Annotated in this window: 11 protein-coding genes and 1 tRNA gene; 8 read left to right on the top strand and 4 right to left on the bottom strand. The window is 33.7% G+C overall.

What is annotated here, in order from left to right:
• Positions 1-122: 122 nt before the first annotated feature.
• Positions 123-197, bottom strand: a tRNA-Gln gene (locus K1X44_08065).
• Between the two features lie 233 nt (positions 198-430).
• Between K1X44_08065 and K1X44_08060 the strand changes: the two genes are divergently transcribed.
• Complete coding sequence (locus K1X44_08060) at positions 431-844, top strand: peptidoglycan-binding protein (protein ID MBX7147247.1); 414 nt, start codon at positions 431-433, stop codon at positions 842-844.
• Between the two features lie 52 nt (positions 845-896).
• On the opposite strand, the gene K1X44_08055 is transcribed toward K1X44_08060, so the two are convergent.
• The 3 genes from K1X44_08055 to K1X44_08045 are packed head-to-tail and all read right to left on the bottom strand — an operon-like array spanning position 897 to position 5,238.
• On the bottom strand, positions 897-1,781 hold the full coding sequence (locus K1X44_08055; GenBank protein MBX7147246.1) for a 4-(cytidine 5'-diphospho)-2-C-methyl-D-erythritol kinase: 885 nt from the start codon (positions 1,779-1,781) through the stop codon (positions 897-899).
• Between the two features lie 15 nt (positions 1,782-1,796).
• Entirely contained in the window at positions 1,797-3,554 is a 1,758-nt protein-coding gene (locus K1X44_08050; protein ID MBX7147245.1) for a tetratricopeptide repeat protein, read from the bottom strand.
• 40 nt (positions 3,555-3,594) lie between these two features.
• On the bottom strand, positions 3,595-5,238 hold the full coding sequence (locus tag K1X44_08045) for an electron transfer flavoprotein-ubiquinone oxidoreductase (protein MBX7147244.1): 1,644 nt from the start codon (positions 5,236-5,238) through the stop codon (positions 3,595-3,597).
• A gap of 206 nt (positions 5,239-5,444) precedes the next feature.
• Between K1X44_08045 and K1X44_08040 the strand changes: the two genes are divergently transcribed.
• The 7 genes from K1X44_08040 to K1X44_08010 all read left to right on the top strand — a co-directional run.
• A complete protein-coding gene (locus tag K1X44_08040; GenBank protein MBX7147243.1) occupies positions 5,445-6,296 on the top strand; it encodes a uracil-DNA glycosylase in 852 nt (283 codons plus the stop codon).
• A gap of 166 nt (positions 6,297-6,462) precedes the next feature.
• Entirely contained in the window at positions 6,463-8,004 is a 1,542-nt protein-coding gene (locus tag K1X44_08035) for a lytic transglycosylase domain-containing protein (protein ID MBX7147242.1), read from the top strand.
• A 53-nt stretch (positions 8,005-8,057) separates the two neighbouring features.
• The gene (moaB, locus tag K1X44_08030) at positions 8,058-8,564 is read left to right on the top strand and encodes a molybdenum cofactor biosynthesis protein B (protein MBX7147241.1); all 507 of its coding nucleotides are present in this window, start codon (positions 8,058-8,060) and stop codon (positions 8,562-8,564) included.
• Positions 8,565-8,702: 138 nt separating this feature from the next.
• Entirely contained in the window at positions 8,703-9,086 is a 384-nt protein-coding gene (locus K1X44_08025; GenBank protein ID MBX7147240.1) for a VOC family protein, read from the top strand.
• A 79-nt stretch (positions 9,087-9,165) separates the two neighbouring features.
• Positions 9,166-9,702, top strand: coding sequence for a hypothetical protein (locus tag K1X44_08020; protein MBX7147239.1), 537 nt, complete (start codon positions 9,166-9,168; stop codon positions 9,700-9,702).
• Between the two features lie 149 nt (positions 9,703-9,851).
• Positions 9,852-10,907 (top strand): PA0069 family radical SAM protein, encoded by a 1,056-nt coding sequence (locus K1X44_08015; GenBank protein ID MBX7147238.1) that lies wholly within the window; start codon positions 9,852-9,854, stop codon positions 10,905-10,907.
• A gap of 340 nt (positions 10,908-11,247) precedes the next feature.
• The coding region (locus K1X44_08010) for a hypothetical protein (protein MBX7147237.1) at positions 11,248-11,552 on the top strand (305 nt) is incomplete at its 3' end.

Genomic DNA, 11,552 nt, shown 5'->3' with positions numbered 1-11,552 from the left:
TTTGGAAGGATGGAAGATTAACTGTCAAATACAAGCAACCATTTGATTTGCTTAGCGATTTTAATAAACAAAATAGTACAGTTGAATCTGACCATACATCTAAAATAACTGAATTTGATAAATGGCTGGGGCGCCAGGATTCGAACCTGGGGATGACGGGATCAAAACCCGTTGCCTTACCGCTTGGCTACGCCCCAATAAAATGGATAAGAATAAAATGAATTGTCCTTATAATCGATAGCCATTTCTATAAACTTTGCAAGCAAAAAGATAAGAAAATAAAAGAAAATTGAAACCATCAAAAAAATTTAAGCTAGACAGTAATAGGAGATCGTAATAAAAATATAAGGGAGAGTATAACTATTATGGCTTTTTAGAATAAAATGGGAAAGTTTTCCATCCTTCTTATGCTAAAAAGCAAGGATTGATTATGGATCATTGGTCCGTACGTGTCATTGGCCCACAAACACAGCATTATCCAAGTGCGCATTGGCGCAGGCGTCGACCTGTACGGGGTTGGGCTATTGTGCTTTCTGTTCTAGTTGGGGTTATAGGGTCCTTTGTTCTTCTCTACCTTTTATGGCAAGGGACATCACCCAAAGATGGAAGCAGTGTAACCTCGACGATTGGTTTGGAAAAAGAACGCCGTATGATCAGCGAAATAGAATTACTCTTACAAAGATTGGATTTTGACCCAGGACCTGTGGATGGTATTTTGGATGAAAAAACTATCAAAGCGATTAGCCAATATCAAGAATCGGCAGGGTTAACTGCGGATGGCAAACCATCAGAAGATTTATTAATTGAATTACGTGAAATTTTGTCTTCTTTAGATGCTAATTAATAGCCTTAGATCTGACTTATTATAATTCAAATTTTTAAATGATTTTATAAAATTAATAAGGGGCGTAATCTTTTAATTGGGTCGCTTTAACCCACCATGCAGGATATTGGGTATGTAGAATTTTTTCTGCATGAAGGGCAGCTTCATGGGATGCAAAAATTCCCCAACATGTGGCGCCACTTCCTGAAAGACGTTGAAGAAGACATCCTTTAAAATTCCCAATAGCTTTTAAAACATCTTGGATAATAGGGGCGATAAGTGTCGCTGGGGGTTCTAAATCATTATGAAAATGCGACAGTTGACCCACCAATTGATCAACAGTTTGATGATTATTGTTCCATGATGTTGAGGGTGTAAAAGATCCTTCTCTCTTTTGGTAAACATTTTGGGTTGGTACTTGAACACCTGGATTAACCAATAATAAAGAGACTGGGGGTAAAGGGGGTAAGACAGTTATATGGTCGCCAATTCCTTTAATCAGGGATGTTTGTCTTTGCAAACAAACAGGAATATCCGATCCCAAAGGGAGCGCCAAGTTTTGCAAAACAGAAAGTGGATAATCAAGTTCCCAAAATTTGTTAAGCCCAAGAAGGGTAGCAGCGGCATCGCTTGATCCCCCCCCGATACCAGAAGCAGGAGGTAAATCTTTATATAAATGAATATGGGCACCTAATTTTCTTTGGGCAAATTCGGCCAATGTTTTGGCCGCACGCATAACAAGATTATCATCCGTATGGGGAATTTTTTCTTTAAAAGGGCCGTCAACCTCAAACACTAGATCAGAAGAAGTTTTAAGAGTAATCCAATCCCCCAAATCTGTGAAGGCCACCAAACTTTCTAAAAGATGGTACCCATTATCTTTTTTTCCTACCAAATGCAAATAAAGATTAATTTTAGCAGGTGCTTTAATTTTTAATTCAGAAGATTTATTAAACATAATAAAAATTATTTATTACTTAATCCCTTCTTGTAATTTCTTTTGAATTAAAACAATTTGATCATTTTCTGGTTTAAAAAGAAGGGCACGCTGCCATTGAAATTTGGCTTCATTCAAACGTGATGCTTTCCAATATGCGTCCCCCAAATGATCATTAATTGTTGGATCTGAAGGCGAAAGCTCGGTTGCTTTTTCTAAATACTTTGTGGCTTCTTCCCAATTTTTTAAACGAAAAAATGCCCACCCTAAACTATCGATAATATATCCATTATTGGGATCAAGTTCCACCGCCTTTTTAAGCATGGCTAAAGCTTTATCTAAATTTTCACCCCGATCAACCCAACTGTAACCTAAATAATTTAAAATTAAAGGTTCTTCAGGATTTAAAACCAAAGCTTTTTGCAAATCTTCTTCAGCTTTATCCCATTGTTTATTGCGTTCATAGGCAATACCCCGTGCATAGAAAATATTCCAATGTCCAATAAGTGGTGTGTTTATTTGACTAATGGCTTTATTATAAGCATTAATTGCTTGTTGATAAAGTTTTTGATTAGATAAAATTTCACCAAGAACCATAGCTACATCAATTTCGCCAGGGTTGGTATTTAAAAATTTTTCTAAAAGCGCAATGGCTTCATCAGTTTTCCCCATTTTATCTAAAATTTGGGCGGTGCTAATTTGGCTTACCGTACTGAAAATAGAATTGCTACCAACCGAACGATAATATTTTAAAGCTTCGTTATAAAGTTCTTGGGATCTAAAAAGCTCACCCAACAAAAATTGTGTATGAGCTACTTGGGGTTTTATAAAAAGGGAAAGTTCTGCCATAATAACAGATGCCTCTTGATTGTTATTAGTGACAGATAAAAGAGCAGCCAAGTAAAAAAGAGTTTCTGCTAATCCTTCTTGAGCGTTGGTAATAACGGGGTCAATATTTTTACCTCCAGCTAATCTTTTCTTAAAGGTGGCAGCCATTAAACTTTGAGGATTAAGCGTCGTTGCTTTTTTATATAATTCTTCAGCTTCATTTGTTTTATTATAGCGTTGATAAAAATTCCCAATAATTTCAATCATACGAACAGGAGGTTGTTTCATAAATTTCAAAAATTTTCCATAATAGTCATAAGCTTGATCATTTTGATTTAGAACATCAGCTAATAACCCCAATTGAAAAGGTATAAATTCATCATCTTCTTTTTTGTCATTAACAGAATTAAAACTTAAAAGTTTTTGTTCAAGATCAAGATAAAGATTTTTTTTGTCTTTCGATTTATCAATATTAATCCATGTTTGTAAAAAGGGGCTAATTTTTTCGATAAATTTTGTATCACCTTTGCTTTTAAGAAATTCTAAAGATTTTGTTGGGTTGTTTGATTTAAATTCTTTTAATGCTAAAAGTAAATTACCAATATCAGAGGGTATAGAAAGCTTTTGCAATTTTTTGGCGTAAGTTAAAGCTTTATCAAAATCGCTTTTTTGTAAAGAAAGGTTTAAAAGGCTTTTTAATAAATTGCCGTTATTAGGGTCCTGGCTTAAAGCAAGATCAAGCGCGCGAAGTGCTGTATCAATATCACCTATAACTATAGCATGTTGTCCCAATAAATATTGACCCAATTGGGAATTAGAATGATAAGGAACGGATTTACTAGATAAAGTTTTATTTTCCGATTGATTTTCTGATTGGGCAAGGGATGGATTAAGAGCACAAACTATTAATACCATGGAACAATAGATTAAATGAGGGATAAAATCTTTTTTAAGAAAATTAATCATAAATATTTATTATACCTTTCTTTTTATACAATATCTGAGATTACATTAATGAATAATTAGGTCCGTCTCCACCTTGGGGTGTCGTCCAAGTAATATTCTGTTTGGGATCTTTAATATCACACGTTTTACAATGAACACAGTTTTGGCTATTAATTATTAATTGAGGCTCTAGAGACCCAGCATCCTTTATTATTTCATAAACCCCTGCAGGACAATAACGTTGTTCAGGAGATTTATAAATATGCCAGTTGACATCAATCGCAACGGTGGGATCTTTTAAAACAAGATGACAAGGTTGGTTTTCTTCATGATTGGTATTTGATAAAAAAACAGAAGACATACGGTCAAAAGTGATAACATTATCAGGTTTATCATATTGAATTGGGACAGCCTGATTTGCTGGGATTAATGTTTCATGATCATGGTGATGTTTAAAAGTCCAAGGGGCATATCCTCTGAAAAGATACGTATCAAGAGCAGAGTAAATAAGCCCACCCCATAATCCTAGATGAAATGCTGGACGGATATTGCGTACTTTTTTTAGCTCTTTCCAAACCCAGCTTTTGCGTAACATAGCAGGATATTTTTTAAGTTCCATCCCTTCATGAAGAGAAGAATATTGCATATGGTCGATAATAGCTTCAGCTGCAACCATTCCAGATTTCATAGCTGTATGGGTACCCTTTATTTTTGGTACGTTTAAAAATCCAGCTCCACATCCAATTAAAGCCCCCCCTGGAAAAGTTAAATGTGGAATTGATTGAAACCCACCTTCGTTTAAAGCGCGGGCCCCATAACTTAAACGTTTGCCACCCTGAAGCAGTGATTTAATAGCCGGATGTGTTTTAAAACGCTGCAACTCACCAAATGGATCAAGATAGGGATTGGTATAATCAAGTCCAATAACAAAACCTAAAGATATAAGATTTTTGTCAAAGTGATAAAGAAATGATCCTCCATACGTACCATAATCAAGAGGCCATCCAATTGTATGTAAAACGTGACCAGGTTTATGATGGGTAGGATCTATTTCCCATAATTCTTTAAGACCAATACCATAGGTTTGGGGTTCTTTACGATCTGAAAGGTTGAAACGTTTAATTAAGGATTGGGTAAGAGAGCCGCGGCATCCTTCAGCAAATAAAATTTGCTTGGCATAAAGTTCAACCCCAGGTTGAAAATTTGGTCCCATGGTTCCATCTTTATGACGGCCAAGATCACCACTTAAAACACCAATAACTTGACCATCTTGATTATAAAGAATATCAGCTGCGGCGAAGCCAGGATAAATCTCAACACCCAAGGATTCTGCTTGTTGGCCTAACCATCTGCAAAAATGGCTAAGGCTAATAATATAATTGCCCTTGTTATGCATAGGTTGGGGGGTAGGTAATTTGACCATTTTTTTATGCGTTAAAAAGGCAAATTGATCGTGGGTCACGGATGTTGTTAAAGGTGCATCTTTTGCAGCCCAATCAGGAATCAGTTCGTTTAATGCTCGAGGTTCAAGAACGGCACCAGAAAGAATATGGGCGCCAATTTCTGATCCTTTTTCAAGAAGGCAAACGCTTAAGGAAAGATTATGCAATAAAGATAATTGCTTAAGACGGATTGCGGCAGATAAACCGGCAGGCCCACCCCCAACAATAATAACGTCATAATTCATCGTTTCACGTTGTGTCATAATGATTTTTCTGATCGAATAAAGAGGGTATAAATATATTGTTGAGTTTTATTGGCAAATTTATTTGACCCGATTTTTGTAATCTTGGCAATGATCTTTCTTCTAGGCTATAGACATGAATTATAATTATATTATTTAAAATTTATACGTTTTTCATTAGGGTTATACTTAATTAGTTATTAAATTTATGTATAAAGCGATATTATATGGTTAAATCTTATATAAAATCAGATATTATAACCCAGCTTTTATGGTATCAAGATATGGGTGTTGATGAAGCTATTGGATTTACACCAAGATCATGGCTTGGTTCCGTCTCTATAAATTATGATCGCTTAAATCATTTAGAATCTCTTATAGCTGAGCCAAAAATGGCTTATGGCATAGATACATTATCCAAAAGTACAAAAAAAGAATCCGAAGCTAAAAATTCTTCCTTACCAATAAAAAGCATATCAAATGATGACTTACCTTTGGAATCAATTAAAAATTTAAAAGAATTAAGGCTTGCTTTAGAGAATTTTGAAGGATGTTCTTTAAAGCATTCCGCAACAAATTTGGTTTTTGCGGATGGTAATCCTCAAGCAAAAATTATGCTTATCGGTGAAGCACCTGGTGCAGATGAAGATCGTCAAGGAAAACCCTTTGTTGGGGTAAGCGGGCAACTTTTGGATCGTATGTTTGAACATATTGGATTAGATAGAGCGCACAATATATATATAAGTAATATTATCTTTTGGCGTCCACCTGGGAATCGCGCACCAACCAGCTCAGAAATTGCTGCATGTTTTCCGTTTGTTCAAAAACATATCAATTTAATTGACCCTTCTATCCTTGTGGTTTTAGGAGGAATTGCGGCAAAAACTTTACTTAATACCAATGAAGGAATCACAAGATTACGAGGAAAATGGTTTGATTATTATGATCCATACTCTTTAAAATCTATACCTGTTCTTTGTATGTATCATCCAGCTTTTTTATTAAGACAACCTGCACAAAAGCGTTATGCATGGCGAGATCTTTTAGCTTTAAAAGAAAAATTGACACTTAAGGGCTAAACAGTGTATGTATAACATCCCAAATAGTTAAAAAATAGTTAATAACAGCTGGGTACCGCTTTTTGGTTGAATAAACTTAAATTAGATGAGGCAGCAACGTATGACTATTCAAATCAACTCGGATAATTTCTTTCCATCCATCTTCCAATTTTTAAGGATTAATTTTTTGAAAACAGTTTTTTTATTTATCCTTGCTTTGGGTTTGGCTCCTTTTGCTTATGCAGAAGACGGACAAGAATTATCTAAAGTCGTTGCTGCTTTACCCCAACCTTCTTCTAATGCTCATTATAGTTTGGGATCATTGCCCCAACCTTTGGATAAAGCGAATCTTGATCGTTATAAAGATATATTTGCTTTCCAAAAACGGGCTGATTGGCGTTCGGCTGATGCTGTTATTGGTAAACTTACAGATTCTAGATTATTAGGCCATGTTATGGCTGCACGTTATTTGCATTCTAAATATCGTGTTTCTTATAAAGAGTTAAAAGATTGGTTAGATCAATATCGCGATTTACCTGAAGCTTCAACTCTTTATAAATTGGCTCTTAAACGGAAAGCAAAGAATGCTCCATTTCCTCTGGAACCCAAAACATCTTCTTTTAAATCTGGAAACCCAGACAATGTTGGTATTATTAATGATACACGTTGGAAACAAGGATTAGCGGCGTGGCAAAAAGGTGATTATGCCGGGGCTGCACAGAATTTTCAGCAGGTTGTTGATAATAATCAAGATAAAAACTGGGTTGTATCTGCCGGTGCATTTTGGGCAGCACGTGCCTATCTTAAAAATAGACAACCAGAAAAAGTTAGCTCTCTTTTACATGTTGCTGCTGATCAACCTCGTACTTTTTATGGGCAGGTTGCGCGTAGATCTTTAGGCATGAGTTCTGCTTTTAATTGGAATGATCAAACTTTAACAGACCATGAACGTGATCTTTTATTGCAAACAGCTGCAGGACAACGTGCTTTTGCTTTAATCCAAACAGGGCAATTAGCTTATGTGGAAGGTGAACTTCATAATGTTCAAAAACAGGCTGACCTTGAAACTACCGCAGCTTTAGCTAAGGTTGCCCAAAATTTACGGATGACTAACCTATCGATGCGTGTTGGTGTCAAAGGTCTTGCCCAACAAGAAGAGGAAAGCAGTCTTGCTGGTGCTTTATATCCTTTACCAAAATGGCAACCTAAAGGTGGGTTTAGAATTGATCCTGCTTTACTTTATGCCGTTATGCGTCAAGAATCTGTTTTTGATCCTGAAGCACGAAGCCCAAGTGGAGCAAAAGGATTAATGCAACTTATGCCAAAAACAGCAGCTATGGTTGCCAAACGTACGGGGCATCAAAGAAATTTATATGATCCAGAGGTTAATATGGCTTTAGCCCAAGATTATATGGACCAATTATTAGAAAGTGATCAAGTTGAAGGTGATTTGCTTTTATTAGCTGCAGCTTATAATGCTGGGCCTGGTAAAGTTGCCGAATGGAAAGAAGCAGGAATTTATCAATCTGATCCGCTTTTGTTTATTGAACAGATACCTTATGGTGAAACCAGAGTTTATGTTCAAAAAGTTTTAGCTAATTTTTGGATTTATCAAGAGCGTTTGGGACAAACACCTGCGTCTTTAGATTCAGTTCTTGGTGGTGGAAAACCAGATTATAAACAACAAGCTTCTACAAAAACATCTGTTTCTGTTGCGCTTGATAAATAATTTGGTATTTTAAAAACTAAATTTAAAAAGCTTTTTCAAAAATTGATAATTTTATGGGATCAGATTTTATATCTGTACGTATTGCTTTACTTACTGTGTCTGATACACGTCTTGAAAAGGATGATGAATCTGGAAATCTTCTAGCTGATTTAATTAAACGTGATGGGCATGAGGTCGTTGATCGATCCGTTGTCTTAGATGATCAGAATTTAATCCAAAATAGTGTTAGAAAATGGATAGCAGATCAAACCGTTCAGGTCATTATTTCAACAGGGGGTACAGGTTTAACAGCAAGAGATGTTACGCCCGAGGCTTTTGAAGAACTTTATGATAAAAAAATAGAAGGTTTTGGTGAATTATTTCGCATGATAAGTTATAATCATGTTGGTACATCAACGATGCAATCACGCGCAACAGCGGGCATTGCTAATAAAACATATTTATTTGCATTACCTGGGTCGCCAAATGCATGTCGTGATGGATGGGATTATATTTTGAAATATCAATTAGATAGCCGTCATAAACCATGCAATTTGATCCAATTGCTTCCACGTTTGTAATAATTAAAAAAATAAAATAAATTAAATTTTATTTAATAAATTAAAAATAATCGATGTATTAAAATTGATTTAATTGATAAAATAAATTTGATTAATGATTCTTTATAATGAACATTTTATATTAAAGGAGATTTTATTATGGATTCAGTTATGCATTTTGAAGTTGTGTTTGATAATAAAGATCGTGCCAAAAAATTTTATCAAAAAACCTTTGGGTGGCAATTTATGGATATTCCAGGCATGGATGAATATACCATGATTACAACAGCCCCGTCTGATGATCACGGTATGTCTAAAGAGCCAGGTAAAATTAATGGGGGGATGATGGCTAAGGATAAAGATGCCAATCATCCTTTATTGGTTATTACGGTAGATTCAATTGATGCAACTTTAAAAAAAGTAGAAGCAGAGGGTGGAAAAACTGTTATGCCGAAAGTAAAAACAGGTGATTTTGGATTTTATGCTAGATTTAAAGATAGTGAAGGAAATGTTATGGGATTGTGGCAAGCAGTCGTTAAATAATTTTACTTAATTTCTCGTCATATAATTTATAAATTATATGACGAGCTCTAATAAAAAATATTTCTATTAAGAAAATACCATGATTGATTTTGAACTTATCGGTCAAATTTTAATTCATACCCCATGGTGGGTTTATCTTTTATTTGCTTTTCTGATGTTAAGGGGTATAAAAGCTTCAAAAACAAGAATAACAAAATTAGATAGATTATTTCTTTTACCAGTTATTTTTTTATTCTTTTCAATCCATACTTTGTTAAGTTCTGTTGCACTTACCCCATTTGTTATCTTTTTATGGGTGGGGGGTGTGATGATCGGTGCTCTTATAGGATGGGTATATTTATATAAACAAAAAATTAGTGTGGATCAAAAAAATCGTTTGTTAAAACTTCCCGGGACGTGGTCCATTTTAATTATTATTTTAGGAATTTTTTCTACAAAATATTATTTTCAATATAAATTGATATCAAACCCAGCTGTTGCGACAGAACCCATATTTCAATATAGTTTATTAATGATTTCGGGTATTTTTGTTGGCTTTACCGTTGGACGATTATTATGTGGTCTGTATAAATTTAAAACAGGCCCATTTGAAATACTGATTAAAAACAATCAATAAAAAGATAAATATTTATCATTTTAGATATTAAAAATATTTAAAGCAATAAAATCTTTAAAAAAATAATTAGAAATTAAATAAATTTTTTATTTATTTTTTTAACAAATAGAACAATTCAAATTTCATTATTTTTAATAATTAAAAAAATTATGTCTTCATCTGATAAAAGCAAAGATTTATTTGATTTGCTACCTGATATACCCCGCAAGGGACGTGGGGCAGTTAGTAATAAACAAGGACGTTATGAAGTTCATCAAAAATATAATGTCGATGATGGATGGGCAGATTTAACACAAGATGCAGAAGAATTACCTAGTCTTTGTACAAAAATTAGTGTTGATCAAAGTAAAACAATTCTAACTAAAAATAATTCTCCAGATATTCCTTTTGTCCAGTCTATTAATCCTTATCGGGGTTGTGAACATGGGTGTATTTATTGTTATGCAAGACCAACCCATGCTTGGCTTGGATTATCGCCGGGGTTGGATTTTGAATCTCATTTATGGATTAAACCCGAGGCACCTGAATTATTAGCCAAAGCATTTTCTAAAAAAAATTATAAACCTATACCTATAACATTAGGTGCGAATACAGATCCTTATCAACCTATTGAAAAGAAATATGAAATAACCAGAAATATTTTAAAAGTTTTGTCGGATTTTAATCATCCTTTTGCACTCATTACAAAATCATCTTTGGTTTTACGTGATCTTGATTTATTGCAACCTATGGGGAACCAAGGATTGGTTAAAGTTTATCTTTCTATTACAACCCTTAATGCAAAATTAGCACGTCTTATGGAACCACGGGCAGCAACACCAAATAAAAGGTTAAAAACAGTTGAAGAATTAATAAAGGCTAATGTGCCAACCGGTGTATTAATGGCCCCCATTATTCCAGGTCTGAACGACATAGAAATAGAAGATATTTTATCTACTGTTGCAAAATTAGGCGTCCAAGATGTAGGTTATGTTCTTTTAAGATTACCCCATGAAATTAAAGATCTATTTCAAGAATGGCTCCAAGTTCATTATCCATTAAAAGCTAAAAGAATTTTAACTTTAATTCGTGAAACGCGTGGGGGATATTTAAATGATCCCAATTTTGGTCAAAGAATGGTTGGTACAGGTGTTTATGCACAGATGATTGCCAAACGATTTAAATTAGCAGAAAAAAAATTTGGTTTGGTTACAAAAAGATTTTAGTAGCTGTTATTAATTTTCATTAATTTATTATTAAGGAAAATTAATAAATTAGATTTTATAAAGCGTGTTAGGAACAGAGACAGTTTTATTAAAACTGTCTCTGTTTTTTTGGATAAAAAATAATAATTTGATAAATGGTAAGATCGAAGATGGTTTTTTCTAAGATCTAATGTTAATAATAATTTTATTTCTTATTTTTCTAAATACTAGCTATTATATTTTTTTGTTTTAAATATTTTTATATTTTTATAATAAATTTACCAATTATTAATAAATATAATTTATATAAATTATTCAATTAAATAATTTATATATAAAAATATTAATAATAGGAATAATTATGAAAAAAAACATTAGTTTATTAAATAACTTTAAATCTCAATCTAATCAACTTCATCAAAAAGATTTAGGTCTTATCTTAAAACCATCTTTAAAAGATAATCCTTTCAGCAGGGTTTATTATAATGGGGATAGTGGTGATAATTCTGTTTTTGGTAAAATTGATGAAGAAAATACCATGCTTGGTTTTGGTGGTGATGATGTTTTAATTGGAGGAAACTTAGATGATGTTATTGATGGGGGTGATGGTAATGATGTTTTGGCAGGTTTAGATGGCAAAGATGATATGAAAGGTGGAAAAGGTAA

The organism is Alphaproteobacteria bacterium (genome assembly GCA_019695395.1).
In the GTDB taxonomy this organism is placed as follows: Bacteria; Pseudomonadota; Alphaproteobacteria; order JAEUKQ01; family JAIBAD01; genus JAIBAD01.
Note: the sequence above shows the minus strand (reverse complement) of the source record. Positions and strands in the feature narration are given on the sequence as shown.